Below are 14,591 nucleotides of genomic sequence, written 5' to 3' on the forward strand. Positions count from 1 at the left end.
GGATGAAGACGATTACCCAGCGGGAGTTCCGGAACAACTCCGCCGCGGTGATGGACGCGGTGGAGGCGGGGGAGACCTTCCACATCACCAGGAACGGGGTCGAGGTCGCGGAGCTGCGGCCGGTTGCCGGTCGGCGGCGGTTGAGTGCGGAGGAGCTGGTGGCGCGGCACGTGAAGCTGCCGCGGGTGGACTACCAGCAGATGCGCAAGGAGTCCGAGGAGTACTTCGGCCCCGACGAGCTGGTGGGGGACGACGGCGACGACCCGTTCGAGCGGCCGCGTGGCTGAGCGCCGGCGGGCGCCCCGGCGGCGGCCGGCCGGGGTGCTGGACACCTGCGTCTACATCGACCTGGCGCTGCTCAGCCCGGCCGACCTGCCGGCCGTGCCCGAGCTGACCGCGATCACCTTCGCCGAACTGCAGCAGGGCGTCTCGATGGCGCGGGACCCGGCCAGCCGGGCGGCGCGGCTGGAGGTGCTCGGGGCGGCGATGGCCGACTTCGACCCGCTGCCGTTCGACGCGGCCGCCGCGGCCCGGTACGGCACGCTGGTCACCCTGACCATCGCCGCCGGGCGCCAGCCGCGCCCGCGCCGGATCGACCTGATGATCGCGGCCGTCGCCTCCGCCCACGGGCTGCCGCTGTACACGCGCAACGTCGCGGACTTCCGCGGGCTGGGCGCGGCCGTCGAGGTCATCGGGATCTGACGGCCGGGCCCCTGTGGGCGTCGGCCCGCCGTCAGCCCGCCCGCCGCCGGGGTTCAGCGCGGGCGCATCCCGTCGAAGACCACCTCGAAGATCCGCTCCCGGGCCACCGGGTCGGCTCCGAGGTGCTCCATCGCCGTGGTGGTGCCGACCATGAGGGCGATCAGCTCCGGCAGGCCCAGGTCCGGGCGGACCGCCCCGGCCTGCTGAGCCCCGGTCAGCAGCTCGGCGAGCTGGGCCCGGATCGCCGTGCTGGACTCCTGCAGGGCCGCGTGCGCGTCCACCCCGGCCGCGGCGAGTGCCTGGGCGAACTCGTTCCTGCCCGCTGACCGGTCGATCACCAGGCGGAAGCAGGCGAGGAAGGCCTCGGCGGGCTCGGACCCGGCGGCCAGTCGCGCGGTCCGGGCGGCGATCGCCTCCAGTCTGCGCACCATCACCGCCTCCAGCAGCGCCTCCTTGGTCGGGAAGTGCCGGAAGAGCGTGCCGACCCCGACCCCGGCGGCCCGGGCGATCTCCTCGGTCGGCACGCCGACGCCGCGGGTGGTGAACACCTCCGTGGCGACGTCCAGCAGCCTGGCCCGGTTGCGGGCCGCGTCGGCCCGCAGCGGGCGTTCCTGAGCGCCGCTCATCCCTCCCACTCTTCCCTCCACCCTTCTCCGCCGACGGCGGAGCAGCACTGGACAACCGGAGTCGCCAGTCCGTATCGTTTGAAACCTGAGTCGCTAGTCCGATTCTAGCGACGGGTTCGGCTGGGGGTTGATCATGTCCGAGACGCTGTCACCGCGCGAGGTCTTCCGGAAACTGCTCGACGGCATCACCACGGAGCGGTTCTCGGAGCTGGCCGGGCTCTACGCCGAGGACGCCGTGGTGGAGACGGTCTTCGCGCCGGTTGGGCCGCGCCGGTTCGAGGGGCGGGCCGTGCTCGGCGAGCGGTTCGCGGAGATCTCCGGGCAGATGCCCATGAAGCTGACCGCGACGGACGTGGTGATCCGGGAGACCGACGACCCGGAGGTGATCGTCGCCGAGTGGAACTACCAGGTGCACCACCGGGTGACCGGGCGGGACTTCGAGGCCGCCAACATCCAGGTGCTGCGGGTCCGTGACGGCCTGATCGTCAGCAGCCGGGACTACCACGACCACCTGGCCCTCGCCGTGGCCGGCGGCGGCCTGCCGCAGCTGGTGGCGGCGCTGGACGGCGAGTAGCACGAGTACGGGCCGCGGGCCGGGACCTCCACGGGTCCCGGCCCGCGGCCCGTTCGCCGAGTGTGCGGCCGGTCGGCGAACGTGCCACGGCCTGGCCGGGCGGCCGTCAGTCGAGCCGGACGGCCGTGCCGGTGGCCGCCGAGGCGCGGGCCGCCTCCAGGACGGTGAGGGTGGCGGCGGCCTCACGCGGGTCGACCGGGGGCGGGGTGCCGGGAGCGGCCAGGGCGGCGGCGATGCCCGCGTAGTAGGCGGGGTAGTCGCCCGGGTCGGTGGGGACGGGGCTGGCGGACTCGTCGGTGCCGAGGGTGCCGTAGTTCGCGGGCTGGTCGGCGCCCCACGGGTGGGCGCCGCCGGGGCGGTGGCCGGCCCGGAGGTCGCCCTCCTGCGGGTCCATGCCGGACTTGACGTACCCGGCGGCGTCGCCGAGCACCCGCAGCCGGGGGCCGACGAGCGGGGTGATGGCGCTGGTCCACAGGTGGGAGCGGACGCCGGAGGCGTGGGTGAGCGCGAGGAAGGCGTCGTCGTCGACCACCGCGCCGTCCCGGCGGACGTCGATCTCGGCGTACACCGTGTCGACCGGCCCGAACAGGGTCAGCGCCTGGTCCACCAGGTGGCTGCCCAGGTCGTAGAGGGTGCCGCCGACCTCGGCCGGGTCGGCCAGCTCCCGCCAGCCCGCCTTGGGCTTGGGGCGGAACCGCTCGAAACGGGACTCGAAGCGGTGCACCCGGCCGAGCGCGCCCTCCCGGACCAGGCGCTGGACGGTCAGGAAGTCGCCGTCCCAGCGGCGGTTCTGGAAGACGGAGAGCAGCGTGCCCTGCGACTCGGCGAGCCGGCACAGGTCGAGTGCCTCGGCGGCGGTGGCGGCGAGCGGCTTGTCGACGACGGTGGCCAGCCCGGCGGCCAGCGCGGCCCGGGCGAGCGGGACGTGGGTGCGGTTGGGGGAGGCGATGACGACCAGGTCGAGGGTGTCCGCCTCGGCGAGCAGCTGCTCGGGGGTGTCGACGGCGCGGGCGCCGGGGTGCTCCCGCCGGAGCTGGGCGCGGCGGTCGGGGTTGGCGGTGACGACCGCGTCCAGCCGGAGCCCGGGGGTGGTGGCGATCAGCGGGGCGTGGAAGGCGGAGCCTGCCAGGCCGTAGCCGATCAGCCCGACGCGGAACGGGCCGGCCGGGCCGGAGGGGCCGGAGAGGCCGGAGGCGCTGGACGGGCTGGAGGCGCTGGACGGGCGGAGCGGGGGGCGCGTCGAGGGGCTCATGCGCCCTACTCAATCATGCTGTGCCCGATTGGCCCTGGTATCGATGCGTTCCGGGCCGGGGGCGGGGCCGGGGCCGCTGCCGCGGGTCCGCCTGGTCCGCCTGGTCCGCCGGGTCCGCGTCCCCGGTGCGCGAGGGCGGTGCGCGAGGCCGGTGGTTCCGGTGGGCGGGACGTACTGCCGTCGGCCTGGTGTGCGGATTAGGCTGTGCCCCGTTGGGGCAGCCAGTGGTACCCCCGGCGGTCCGGTGTCCCGAGGAGGGGCCGGCCGGTGGGAGGCGCAGCGGTGACGGCGGTGCGCCGCAGTTTCGTACGACGATCGCAAGACATCGCAATACTTCGGGAGACACGCACGTGGCAGACCGCAAGCCCATCGAGTCCTGGCTGACCGACATGGACGGCGTCCTCATCCACGAGGGCACGCCGATCCCCGGCGCGGAGGAGTTCCTGCGCCGGCTGCGGGAGTCCGGCAAGCCGTTCCTGGTGCTGACCAACAACTCGATCTACACCCCCCGCGACCTCAGCGCCCGGCTGGCCGGCATGGGCCTGGAGGTGCCGGAGGAGTGCATCTGGACCTCCGCCCTCGCCACCGCGAAGTTCCTCAAGGGCCAGCGCCCCGGCGGCACCGCGTACGTGATCGGCGAGGCCGGTCTGACGACCGCGCTGTACCAGGCCGGGTACGTGCTGACGGACAACAACCCGGACTACGTGGTCCTCGGCGAGACCCGTACCTACAGCTTCGAGGCGCTCACCAAGGCGATCCGCCTGATCAACCAGGGCGCCAGGTTCATCTGCACCAACCCCGACGAGACCGGCCCCTCCACCGAGGGCGTGCTGCCGGCCACCGGTTCGGTCGCGGCGCTGATCACCAAGGCCACGGGCGTCGAGCCGTACTTCGTCGGCAAGCCCAACCCGCTGATGATGCGTGAGGCGCTGAACACCGCCGGCGCCCACTCGGAGACCGCCGTGATGATCGGCGACCGGATGGACACCGACATCGTGGCGGGCATGGAGGCCGGTATGGAGACCATCCTGGTCCTCACCGGTCTCACCGCGGCCGCCGACGTGGAGCGCTTCCCGTACCGGCCGACCCGGGTGGTCAACTCGATCGCGGACCTGGTCGACCTGGTCTAGCCTTCGCACAGCTGTTCCGGGCCCTGCCCCTGGCCGACGGCCGGGGCGGGGCCCGTGTGCTGCGCGCCGTGTTGCTGCGCGCTGCGTGTTGTCTGCTGTGTGTGCTGTTTGTCGCGTGTTGTGCGTCGCGTGCTGTGTGCGCGACGGTCGGCCGCGCCCGTCGGGGCGGGCCGCACTCATCGCAAAGGGGGCGGATGAGATGAGTACTCCGACGGTGGAGAGCCCGGGGGAGAGCCGGGGGGAGACGCTCGGGGCGGGTGCGGGGGAGACCGCGCCGGAGGAGAAGCGGGTCACCTGGGCCGAGCTCTACTTCGACCTGGTCTTCGTCTTCGCGATCACGCAGGTCTCCGGGCTGCTGCACCACCACCACGACTGGGCGGGCGTCGCCCGGGCCCTGGTGGTGTTCGTGCCGGTGTACTGGTGCTGGGTCGGCACCACGGTGCAGGCCAACATCCGGGACGTGGACACCGTGCGGGACCGGATCGGCATCCTCGCCGTCGGCCTGGCCGGGCTGTTCATGGCGCTGGCCGTGCCCGGCGCGTACGGCAGCCGGGGGGTGCTGCTCGGCGCCGGGTACTGGGCGGCCCGGATCGTGCTGCTGGGCCTGCTGATCCGCATCCCCGGGGTCTGGCGCGGCCCGTACGGGATGGGCGTGCTGGTCAGCGGGCCGCTGGTGTTCGCGGGCGGGCTGCTGCCGGAGGGGCCCAGGACGGTGCTCTGGGCGCTCGCGGCGCTCTGCGACCTGTCGGCGCCGGTGCTGTTCCGCAACCGGCTGGCCAAGGTCGCCTACCACCCGGCGCACATGCCGGAGCGGTTCGCGCTCTTCCTGCTGGTGGCGCTCGGCGAGTCGATCGTCGGGATCGGCGCCACCGCCGCGGCGGCCCGCTTGGACGCGGTCGAACTCCTCGCCGTGGCGGCCGCGTTCACCATCTCCGCCGGCCTCTGGTGGCAGTACTTCGTCTTCGCGGTGGACGCCATGCGCCACGCCGTCGCCGTCGCGGACTCCCGCCGGGACCTGATCCGCCGGGTGTTCCAGTACGGGCACCTGGCGCTGGTGGCCGGGGTGATCGCGGTCGCGGTGGGCTTCGGGGAGACGGTGGACGACCCCCGGGAGGCGCTCGGCGCAGGCCCGGTGGGGCTGCTGTACGGGGGCTGCGGGCTGTACCTGCTGACCTTCGGCTACACCCGGTGGATGATGTTCCGCGCCGTGTCGACCACCCGGATCGTCGCCGCGGGGGCCGTGTTGGCGCTGGTGCCGGTGATGGTGCACCTGCCGGCGATCGTCGCGCTGGTGACCCTGGCGGTCCTGTTGGTGGCACTGAACACGGTCGAGCACGTGAGGGTGCGGCGGGCGTCCCGGGCGGCCGGTGCCGCCGAGGCGGCTTCTGTCAGTGGGGCTGTGTAGCGTTCGGGGTGAAAAGAGGGCGTACGGGGCATGGGCCGCGGTGCGCCGGAGGTCGGGGCGGTGCGTGGTGAGCCGCCGCCCGGTGGGAGGTTGATGTCGTGACGGACACGGTCGAGGCGGGCGTGGGCGAGCCGGGCGTGGGCGGGGCTGGAGCGGGCGCGGGCACCGGGCTGGAGCTGCCCGAGTCCTGGCGTGCGGTGCTGGGCGCCGAGACGGAGAAGCCCTACTTCGCCGAGCTGGCGGCCTTCGTGGCGGGCGAGCGCGCGCAGCACCAGGTCTTCCCGCCGAGCGGGCAGGAGTTCTCCGCGCTGGAGGCCACCCCGTACGAGAAGGTCCGGGTGCTCGTCCTCGGCCAGGACCCGTACCACGACGACGGCCAGGCCCACGGCATGAGCTTCTCCGTGCTGCCGGGCACCAGGACCCCGCCGTCGCTGCGCAACATCTTCAAGGAGCTGGACGCCGACCTCGGCATCCCCGCCCCCGACAACGGCTACCTGATGCACTGGGCCGAGCAGGGCGTGCTGCTGCTCAACGCGGTGCTCACGGTGCGTGCGCACGAGGCCAACTCGCACAAGGCCAAGGGCTGGGAGAAGTTCACCGACGCCGTGATCAAGGCGGTGAGCGAGCGCGAGGAGCCGGTGGTCTTCGTGCTGTGGGGCAACTACGCCAAGAAGAAGCTGCCGCTGATCGACACCTCCCGGCACGTGGTGGTGCAGGGGGCGCACCCGTCGCCGCTGTCGGCCAAGCTGTTCTTCGGCAGCCGCCCGTTCTCGCAGATCAACGAGGCCCTGGACGGCTTCGGCGTCGAGCCGATGGACTGGCGGGTGCCGGACCTCAAGCAGGGCTGACGGCGCGGGGCGCTCCGGCGGGGGCGGGCGGCGGGGCGGGGAGGCGAATCGCCTTCGCGCCCGCCGGTCGTCCCCGCGGTCTGTTGCCCCCGCGGTCTGTTGTCCCTGCCGTCTGTTGTCCCTGCCGTCTGCTGCCCCTGCCGTCTGGTGTCCCTGCTGCTCCCGGTCGTCCCTCCTTCATGGCCCGACGCCCGTGTCGCGATGCCGGTGTGCTGTGCGTGCACTGCGCGTGCACCGCTCGTGTGCTGCTCGTGAGCGTTGTCCGGCGGCCGGTGCCCGTCACGGGCGGCCTGCGCCCGGTGTGCGAAGCTGGTGCCCGATCAGGTCACCGGACCGGGTCTGGGAGGGGCGGTACGTGCGCCGGGTGAGGCGAGGAATGGGGTTCCGGCTGGCTGCGGGAGCGGCTCTGCTGGGGCTGACGGCAGGCATCACTGGGTGCGGCGGCGGATCGACCGACGGCAACGGGACGGGCCGGGGCGGCGATTCGGCGGGGGCGCCCGCGTCCCCGGGGCCGGGTGTGACGGCCGGCGGTGCCACGGGCGGTGGCGCCACGGCAGGTCCGGGCCTGGCCCAGCTCCCCGGCCAGACCTTCTACGTCTCCGACCAGACCTCCGCCGCCCAGCAGTTGGTCACCCTGCGCAACCAGGGCCGGTCCGCGGACGCCGATGCCCTGCTCGGGATCGCCGCCCAGCCCTCCTCGCAGTGGCTCGGGGACCAGGCGGCCAAGGGCATTGTCGAGCAGGTGAGCCGCCGGGCCGCCGCCTTGGGCCGGACGCCGGTCTTCGTCGCCTACAGCATCCCCCACCGTGACTGCGGCCTGTACTCGGCTGGCGGTGCGGCCGACGCCGCCGCCTACCGGGCCTGGATCACCGGCCTGGTGCAGGCACTGGGCGACCGCAAGGCCTGGGTGGTGCTGGAGCCCGACGCCATCGCGCACACCCTGGACACCTGCGGGGTCAAGGGCACGGCCGCCGCCGAGCGGTACGGGCTGCTGGCCTTCGCCGTCCAGGAGTTCAAGAAGAACCCCCAGGTGCGGGTGTACCTGGACGCGGGCAACCCCGGCTGGGCACAGGACCCTTCGGAGATGGCCGACGCGCTGCGCAAGTCCGGGATCGCCGTGGCGGACGGGTTCGCGGTCAACGTCGCCAACTTCTACAGCACCGAGCGCAACGCGGCGTACGGCGCCGAACTGTCCGCGGCCCTGGGCGGAAAGCCCTTCGTCATCGATACCAGCCGCAACGGCAACGGCCCGTTGAGTGGTGACGCCTGGTGCAACCCGCCCGGGCGCAAGCTCGGCGCGGCGCCCACCGCGAACACCGGCCGGCCCGGCGTCGACGCCTACCTCTGGATCAAGAACCCGGGGGAGTCCGACGGCGAGTGCGGTCGCGGTGAGCCGCGGGCGGGCGAGTTCTGGCTGCCGTACGCGCTGGGGCTGGTGCGCGCCTGAGCCCGGCCGGTTCTGTCTGGACCGGTTCCGTCCGGGCCGGTTCCGTCCGGACCGGGGCTCAGGCTGTCACCTTGATCCATCGGGCCTGCGACGGTGTGCCGGCGCCGTCCGTCACGAACAGCATGTACCAGCCGGGCGGCAACAGGTTCGGGTTGGCGGGCAGGGTGAGCGAGACGACGCCGCCCGAGCGCCCGGTGACGTCCAGGGCCACCGAGCGCTGCTCGACGTCGGTCGCGTGGGTGACCGAACTCGGCCGGATCAGCTTGGCGGTGGCGATGCCCTCGGGGTTCGGCGTGCTCACGGTAATGGTGCCGCCGAGCTTCGCGCCCCCCGGGGATCCGGTCAGCTGCGGGCGCTCGCCGTGGAAGAGGTACGGCGGGGTGTAGATCTCGATGCGCTGCTCGAACACGGCCGGCTCGGAGTCGGCCTTGTCCGCGAACAGCGGGTCGGAGCCGAGGACGACCACCCGGCCGTCCGGCAGCAGCAGGGCCTCGGAGTGGTAGTTCCGTCCGACGGCGGGCTCGGCGGCGGTGCTGAACCGGTTGGTGTCGGGGTGGTAGAACTGCGCCTTCAGCAGGTCGCTGCGGTGCTTGCCCCGGTAGTCGGCGGAGCCGCCGGTGGTGAACACGCTGTCGTCCGGCATGATCACGCTGTTGAGGTAGCGGGTGCCGCCGGCCGGCAGGTCCGGGCCCGGGGTGAAGGCGGGCTTCGCGGCCGAGAGATCGGCGATGTCCGTGCGGGCGGTGGACAGCGGGGACTCCCCGACGCCCCCGCCGCCGAGGACCATCACCTTCTGCGCCTGCGCCGGCGGCAGCAGTACCGAGGACGAGGTCTCGGTGAGCGAGGGGTCGCGCAGGCCGGGGACCGGGTGGAAGCTGTTGTCCCCCAGATCCCACAGCCCCGGTTCGCGGCCCTTGTCCGCCGGGCCGTAGCCCGCGTTGGAGCCGGAGTAGAAGAGCCGGCCGGAGGCGGTCAGGAAGATCGACGGGTAGGTCGGGAAGTAGCGGTCGGGCGCCTTGGACCAGGTCTTGCTCGCGGGGTCGTAGATCTCGTTGTCGTTGCCGCTGAGGATCTGCCCGGTGTCGTCCAGGCCCGAGACGGTGACCACCCGGCCGTCGCCGAGCCCGGTGAGCGTCGGGTACCAGCGGGCGTACGCCATGTCGGTGACCTGCTCGTACATCTCGGTGTCCGGGTTGAACTCGAAGGCGGAGCGGATGCCCTGGAAGTCCTGCTTCTCGAGGGTCATGCGCTCGCTCATGCCGTAGAGGTTGCGGGCGTCGGCACCGGTCAGGCCCTTGATCGTGTACTGGGCGGGCGAGTTGTACACGTGGTCGGCGCCGGGGGCCACGGCCTCCACGAAGACGTGCTGCTCGCCGGCGGTGACGACGGTCCGGTCGCCGCCGCCGGTCTTCACCGCCGCGGGGACGGTCACCTCGGCGGTGGACGCGTACGCCCGCCCGTTCGGGGCGGTGAACACCGTGCCCCTGGGGAAGGTCCGGGCGGCCTCCGGGTTCTCGTTGCGCACCCGCATGGTGCCGGCCGCCTTTTTCACGGAGCCGTCGAGCGCCTCGTAGCGCAGGGTGCCGCCGGCCACCAGGACCCGGCCGTCGGGCAGGGAGCTGTGGCCGCCGCAGAACATGTCGGCCGGGGTCGGGACCAGCTTGTAGGTGTTCGCGGCCGGATCCCAGAGCAGGCTCTTGAAGGTGCCCGCGTCGAAGTTCTTCTGGTCGTTGCCGGAGCCGGCGATGATCAGGACCTTCCCGGTGCGCAGCAGGGTGGCGTGCACGGCGTTGATCCGGAACTCGGCGGGGAGGGTGACGGTCTGCCAGTGCCCGTACTCCGCCTTGTAGTCGGGGCGGTTGATCGCGTACTGGTGGTACTGCTCGCCGGCGAAGCCGAGGACGGCCGGTGCGTTCATCCCGGCCACGGTCAGCGCGACGGTGCTGCCGAGCGCGAAGCGCCTGGCGCGGCCGGCGTTGCGGATCTTCACGGTGGTCCGTCCCCCTCGGGGTGTGGGTTCAGCGTGCGGTGGTCGGTGCGGGCTGCGTGCGTGCGTGCGGTCGGAGCGGGTGCGGGCTGGGCGGGTGCGGGCTGGGCGGGTATGGGCTGGGCGGGTATGGGCTGGGTCGGAACGGGCTGGGCGGGGGCCGCTCGGCGGGTTCGGCGGCGGACCGCGTCGGTGGCCAGCACGAGCATCGGCAGCAGGCTGAAGAGCAGCGCCACGAAGGCCCAGGTGCGCATGGCGACGTGGTCGTTGCCGGTGAGGAAGGAGGCGGCCAGCGCGCCGCCGAAGACCAGCACCCAGAACAGGTGGATACGGAAGGTGCCCAACCGGTCGGGGCTGGCCGACTCCCCCTTCGGGGTCACCACGAAGCGGCTGCGCAGCCGAAGGGCCGCTTGCAGAAACGATGCTGCATAGATCGGTCCGGAGAGCGCCGACATCACCATGCCCGCCACCCCCGACGAGCCGGCCGGCTCGTGCGGGCTCACGTTGTGCTTGCGGTTCCAGGTGTAGAGCAGCACCTGGAGGGCGGCCGCGTCGCTGTACAGCATCATCCAGATCTCGGACGACACGTGGACGCCCGAGGCCCCGAAGCCCAGGTAGAGCACGCTGGACACCCCGCCGAGCAGCCAGGTCAGCGCCGCCATCGGGTAGAAGCAGATCATCAGCGTGTAGTTGAGCAGCCGGCCGGGCGTCAGCCGCCAGGCCGCCCGCCAGTACTGGGTGAGGATGGTCTCGTAGGTGCCCCGGCTCCAGCGCAGCTGCTGCGAGAAGAAGTCCGTCCAGGACGACGGCCCCTCGCCGACCGCCAGGACGTCCGGGGTGTAGACGGACTTCCAGCGCTCGCCGGTCTCCGGATTGCGGCGCCGGTGGAACTCCAGCCCGGTCGCCATGTCCTCGGTGATCGAGTCGTACAGTCCGCCGATCGACCGCAGCGCGCTGAGCCGCACGGCGTTGTTGGTGCCGACGAACATCGGTGCGCCGTAGCGGTTGCCCGCCCGCTGGATCAGCGCGTGGAAGAGGAACTGCTGGCTCTCCGAGAACTTGGTGACCGCCGAACCCGAACTGCTGTAGTTGCCGTACACCTGCGGGCCGACCACGAACGCCACGTCCGGGTCGCGGAAGTAGCCGAGCATCCGCTCGCAGAACTCGGGCAGCGGGACGTGGTCGGTGTCGACCGAGACCCAGAAGTCGTAGGCCGTGCCGTACGCCTGGAGCCAGCTGTTGTAGTTGCCGTGCTTGGTCTTGGCGCGAAACCGACCCCTGGGCTGGTTCCACGGCCTCACCCCGAGTCGGCTGAAATGCCGTACGCCCAGCTCCGCGCAGAGAGCGCGCATCGCGGGATCGTCCCCCTCGTCGAGGAGCCAGACGTCGTACGGGCCGTCGTGCCGGACGGCGAGTGCGGCGGTGAGGGTGGCGCGCACCATCTCGGGCGGCTCCTTGCCGGGCACGCAGCTGGTGAGGAACGCGACCCGGGTGCCCGCCTCGGGCACGACGGGGACCGGGTCCCGGGCGACCAGCGTGGCGTGGGTGTTGGAGACGACGTTCACCAGCCGGAACGCCTCGACCACGGCGATGATCCCGATCATCACCTTGTCGGAGATCAGCAGCCACTCATGGGTCTCGCCCGGACGGACCGGCCAGTGGTCGGGGAGCAGCAGCCAGACGAGGAGGACCGTCTCGACCGCCGGAGCGGCCAGCAGGAGCAGCGCCGCCCGGATCCGGTGCGGTTCGCGGCGCAGCAGGCTGCGGTACTGGACGCGGTAGGGGTGCGGGGCGGCTTCGGGGGTGGGGGCGCCGGGGGTGCCGGGTTCGCTGGTGCCGGGTTCGCCGGTGCGCGTGGGATCCGGCGTGGTCGGCGGTCCGGCGAGGCGGCTGAAGTGGGCGTAGTCGTACGGGGGTTCCGGGGCGGACAGGGGGCCGAGTCCCGCGTCGGCCGGTTCACCGGGCGCGGGTGTGCCGGGGACGGGTCCGTCGGGCGTGGGTCCGTCGGGTGTGGGTCCGCCGGGGACGGGCTCGCCGTAGACCGGGTCGTCGTCGACGGGTTCGGCAGCGAAGGATTCGGCGGCGAAGGATTCGCGCCGGACCGCGGCTGCGGAGGCCGTCGGTCGAGAGAACAGCTTGATCACGTGTGGCTCCCCCCGTGGCCGACCGCGCGGGCCGACCCGTCCGTGCGTGTTCCGATCGGGGGTGTGGCGGTCCACCGGCGCGGCGCTGAGCCTGACCGCTCCCCCCGGAGCCGTGCATGTGAAACAGGACGCCGCCCGTGAACTGCGTGCCTTCCGGGCAGTTCCGGGTCGCCAATCGTTAAAACGTGTACGACCGATTGTGTCGCGGAGGTCGTACCGGCGGGGCAATCGCGGAATCCCCGAGCGCTCCTCGAACTCCCCTTCAGGCGTTCGGGATTCCCGATCTCCCCAACTGTCCCGGAGCCCCTGTGTGATCGCAACCGATCTGGAAAATGATCATTGCGCCGACATGAAGAAATGACGGATCCCGGCCAATCAAGCCCCTGTTGATGCTAGGGCCCGTCTTCGAACAGGGCGATGGTGTGCCGGCCTGCCCGTCCAAGGGTGTTCGAATGAATGGGCGAAGGCCGGACTGCCGCGCGGGCGATCCGGCCTTCGTTCGTCTGCTGCGCCGCCCCCGCCGGGCGGCCCGCCTCAGCCCGCGGGCAGAAGGGCCGGTCCGGTTGCTGCCCGAACGTCCTCCAGTCCCACGCCCGGGGCGGTCTCCACCAGGCGGAGCCCGTGCGGTGTGACGTCGATGACCGCCAGGTCGGTGACGATCCGGTCGACGACTCCGCGCCCGGTCGCGGGAAGTGAGAGCTCCTCGACGATCTTCGGGGACCCGTCCTTCGCGGTGTGCTCCATGACGACGATCAGCCGCCGCGCGCCGTGGACGAGGTCCATGGCGCCGCCCATGCCCTTGACCATCTTCCCCGGGATCATCCAGTTGGCGAGGTCCCCGGCGGCCGAGACCTGCATCGCGCCGAGCACCGAGACGTCGATCCGGCCCGACCGGACCATGCCGAAGGAGAACGCCGAGTCGAAGTACGAGGCCCCGGCGGCAACCGTCACCGTCTCCTTCCCGGCGTTGATCAGGTCGGGGTGCTCGGACCCCTCCACCGGGTACGGGCCCACCCCGAGGATGCCGTTCTCCGAGTGCAGCACCACCTGGACGCCCGGCGGGAGGTGATTGGGGATCAGCGTGGGCAGCCCGATGCCCAGGTTGACGTACTGGCCGTCGCGCAGTTCGCGGGCGGCCCGGGCGGCGAGCGCGTTCCGGGGGTCGAGCGCGTTCCGGGGGTCGAGCCGGGCCGGGGTGGCCGGGGTCGTCGGTGCGGTCGGGGTGGCCGGTGCGGCCGGTGCGGGGGTGGTCGGGGTGGTCGCGGGGGACATCGGCTCAGGCCTCCTGGGTCGCGGAGCGGACGGTCCGGCGCTCGATGCGACGGTCCTCGGGATCGGCGGCGACCACGCGGTCGACGTACACGCCGGGGAGGTGGACGGCGTCGGGGCCCAGCTCGCCCGGCTCGACGATCCGGTCCGCCTCCACGACGGTGACCCGGCCGGCCGCCGCGCAGAGCGGGTTGAAGTTGCGCGCCGCGGCGTGGAACACGCAGTTGCCGTGCCGGTCCGCCACCTCCGCGCGGACCAGCGCGAAGTCGGCGGTGATGGCCCCCTCCAGCAGGTACCGGCGACCGTCGAACTCCCGGACCTCCTTCGGCGGCGAGGCCAGCGCCACCGAGCCGTCCGGCGCGTACCGCCAGGGCAACCCGCCCTCCTCGACCTGCGTTCCGACCCCGGCCGGGGTGAAGAACGCGGGGATGCCGGCCCCGCCGGCCCGCAGCCGTTCGGCCAGCGTGCCCTGCGGGGTCAGCTCCACCTCCAGTTCGCCGGAGAGGTACTGCCGGGCGAACTCCTTGTTCTCGCCGACGTAGGAGGAGGTCATCCGCGCGATCCGGCCGGCCCGCAGCAGCAGGCCCAGCCCCCAGTCGTCCACCCCGCAGTTGTTGGAGACCACGCGCAGGCCGGTCGCGCGCGTCGCCGCCAGCGCGCCGATCAGGGTGCTGGGGATGCCGCAGAGGCCGAAGCCCCCGACGGCCAGCACCGCACCGTCGGGGATGTCCCCGACCGCGTCGGCGGGGGATTCCAGGACCTTGTCCAAAGGGTCACCTCATGGGGGGAGGAGTGGTGGGAGTGAGCGGAGAGGCGGGCCGGCGGACTCGGACCCGCCGCCCCGCGCGCCCCACCACCGTCACCGCAGACGGGGAACTCCTGCCATGGCGCCCGCAGCCACGCACGTGTACGGACACATGGCGACCGTCCACATCCGGCGGCCGACACCGTGGCACCGACCCGTGGACATGGCGGTCGAGCCCACATCGGGCCGGGCTGATGCGTCGTCCGGGCACATGTCGCAGCCCCCTCCCCCCACCTACGGTTCCGGCATCCACCCCCGCAGCCCCCTCAGGAGTCGGTCACCATGCGCAGCTCGACAGCCCGTTCCAGGACCGCCTCCGGGACTTCGGCACCCGCCCCGGCACTTCTCTCGGCCCCTGTCTCTGCCCCTGTCTCGGCAGCCGGGACTCCGGCGGACGCGGGT

Annotated in this window: 13 protein-coding genes; 7 read left to right on the forward strand and 6 right to left on the reverse strand. The window is 72.8% G+C overall.

All coding sequences use genetic code 11. From position 1 onward, the window contains the following. Positions 1-2 precede the first annotated feature (2 nt). Together ACFVVX_RS17730 and ACFVVX_RS17735 are read left to right on the forward strand one after the other, a co-directional pair. Positions 3-287: a type II toxin-antitoxin system Phd/YefM family antitoxin gene (locus tag ACFVVX_RS17730; RefSeq protein ID WP_387946415.1), complete on the forward strand. Its 285-nt coding sequence runs from the start codon at positions 3-5 to the stop codon at positions 285-287. Continuing rightward, complete coding sequence (locus ACFVVX_RS17735) at positions 280-702, forward strand: type II toxin-antitoxin system VapC family toxin (protein WP_387946417.1); 423 nt, start codon at positions 280-282, stop codon at positions 700-702. Before ACFVVX_RS17730 ends, ACFVVX_RS17735 begins: the two co-directional genes overlap by 8 nt. A gap of 53 nt (positions 703-755) precedes the next feature. Here ACFVVX_RS17735 and ACFVVX_RS17740 read toward each other — a convergent pair whose 3' ends face one another. Further along, a complete protein-coding gene (locus tag ACFVVX_RS17740; RefSeq protein WP_387946419.1) occupies positions 756-1,328 on the reverse strand; it encodes a TetR/AcrR family transcriptional regulator in 573 nt (190 codons plus the stop codon). 133 nt (positions 1,329-1,461) lie between these two features. Here ACFVVX_RS17740 and ACFVVX_RS17745 point away from each other — a divergent pair, with 133 nt between their 5' ends. Further along, positions 1,462-1,902: a nuclear transport factor 2 family protein gene (locus ACFVVX_RS17745; RefSeq protein WP_387946421.1), complete on the forward strand. Its 441-nt coding sequence runs from the start codon at positions 1,462-1,464 to the stop codon at positions 1,900-1,902. Between the two features lie 106 nt (positions 1,903-2,008). Here ACFVVX_RS17745 and ACFVVX_RS17750 read toward each other — a convergent pair whose 3' ends face one another. Further along, positions 2,009-3,154 (reverse strand): Gfo/Idh/MocA family oxidoreductase, encoded by a 1,146-nt coding sequence (locus tag ACFVVX_RS17750; protein ID WP_387946423.1) that lies wholly within the window; start codon positions 3,152-3,154, stop codon positions 2,009-2,011. A gap of 350 nt (positions 3,155-3,504) precedes the next feature. Between ACFVVX_RS17750 and ACFVVX_RS17755 the strand changes: the two genes are divergently transcribed. The 4 genes from ACFVVX_RS17755 (at position 3,505) to ACFVVX_RS17770 (ending at position 7,984) form a co-directional block, all read left to right on the forward strand. After that, positions 3,505-4,284, forward strand: a complete 780-nt coding sequence (locus ACFVVX_RS17755; protein ID WP_387946425.1) for an HAD-IIA family hydrolase — start codon at positions 3,505-3,507, stop codon at positions 4,282-4,284. A gap of 199 nt (positions 4,285-4,483) precedes the next feature. After that, positions 4,484-5,689 (forward strand): low temperature requirement protein A, encoded by a 1,206-nt coding sequence (locus ACFVVX_RS17760; RefSeq protein WP_387946426.1) that lies wholly within the window; start codon positions 4,484-4,486, stop codon positions 5,687-5,689. A gap of 170 nt (positions 5,690-5,859) precedes the next feature. Beyond that, positions 5,860-6,537, forward strand: coding sequence for a uracil-DNA glycosylase (locus ACFVVX_RS17765; protein WP_387946576.1), 678 nt, complete (start codon positions 5,860-5,862; stop codon positions 6,535-6,537). A gap of 517 nt (positions 6,538-7,054) precedes the next feature. After that, a complete protein-coding gene (locus tag ACFVVX_RS17770; protein ID WP_387946428.1) occupies positions 7,055-7,984 on the forward strand; it encodes a glycoside hydrolase family 6 protein in 930 nt (309 codons plus the stop codon). A 58-nt stretch (positions 7,985-8,042) separates the two neighbouring features. Here ACFVVX_RS17770 and ACFVVX_RS17775 read toward each other — a convergent pair whose 3' ends face one another. From ACFVVX_RS17775 to ACFVVX_RS17790, 4 genes are all read right to left on the reverse strand, one after another. Then, a complete protein-coding gene (locus tag ACFVVX_RS17775) occupies positions 8,043-9,974 on the reverse strand; it encodes a galactose oxidase-like domain-containing protein (RefSeq protein ID WP_387946430.1) in 1,932 nt (643 codons plus the stop codon). Continuing rightward, positions 9,971-11,902, reverse strand: a complete 1,932-nt coding sequence (locus tag ACFVVX_RS17780; RefSeq protein ID WP_387946578.1) for a glycosyltransferase family 2 protein — start codon at positions 11,900-11,902, stop codon at positions 9,971-9,973. The genes ACFVVX_RS17775 and ACFVVX_RS17780 overlap by 4 nt, the downstream gene beginning before the upstream one ends. 747 nt (positions 11,903-12,649) lie before the next feature. Next, entirely contained in the window at positions 12,650-13,387 is a 738-nt protein-coding gene (locus ACFVVX_RS17785) for a 3-oxoacid CoA-transferase subunit B (RefSeq protein WP_387946432.1), read from the reverse strand. A gap of 4 nt (positions 13,388-13,391) precedes the next feature. Further along, the gene (locus ACFVVX_RS17790) at positions 13,392-14,153 is read right to left on the reverse strand and encodes a CoA transferase subunit A (protein WP_387946434.1); all 762 of its coding nucleotides are present in this window, start codon (positions 14,151-14,153) and stop codon (positions 13,392-13,394) included. Between the last annotated feature and the right edge of the window lie 438 nt (positions 14,154-14,591).

The organism is Kitasatospora sp. NPDC058170 (assembly GCF_042883905.1).
Lineage (GTDB): Bacteria > Actinomycetota > Actinomycetes > Streptomycetales > Streptomycetaceae > Kitasatospora.

Excerpts from the sequence above, each read along its gene's own strand:
- ACFVVX_RS17740 (WP_387946419.1), bottom strand. The coding sequence starts at position 1,328 with ATGAGCGGCGCTCAGGAACGCCCGCTGCGGGCCGACGCGGCCCGCAAC.
- ACFVVX_RS17730 (WP_387946415.1), top strand. The coding sequence starts at position 3 with ATGAAGACGATTACCCAGCGGGAGTTCCGGAACAACTCCGCCGCGGTG.
- ACFVVX_RS17760 (WP_387946426.1), top strand. The coding sequence starts at position 4,484 with ATGAGTACTCCGACGGTGGAGAGCCCGGGGGAGAGCCGGGGGGAGACG.
- ACFVVX_RS17745 (WP_387946421.1), top strand. The coding sequence starts at position 1,462 with ATGTCCGAGACGCTGTCACCGCGCGAGGTCTTCCGGAAACTGCTCGAC.
- ACFVVX_RS17785 (WP_387946432.1), bottom strand. The coding sequence starts at position 13,387 with ATGTCCCCCGCGACCACCCCGACCACCCCCGCACCGGCCGCACCGGCC.
- ACFVVX_RS17750 (WP_387946423.1), bottom strand. The coding sequence starts at position 3,154 with ATGAGCCCCTCGACGCGCCCCCCGCTCCGCCCGTCCAGCGCCTCCAGC.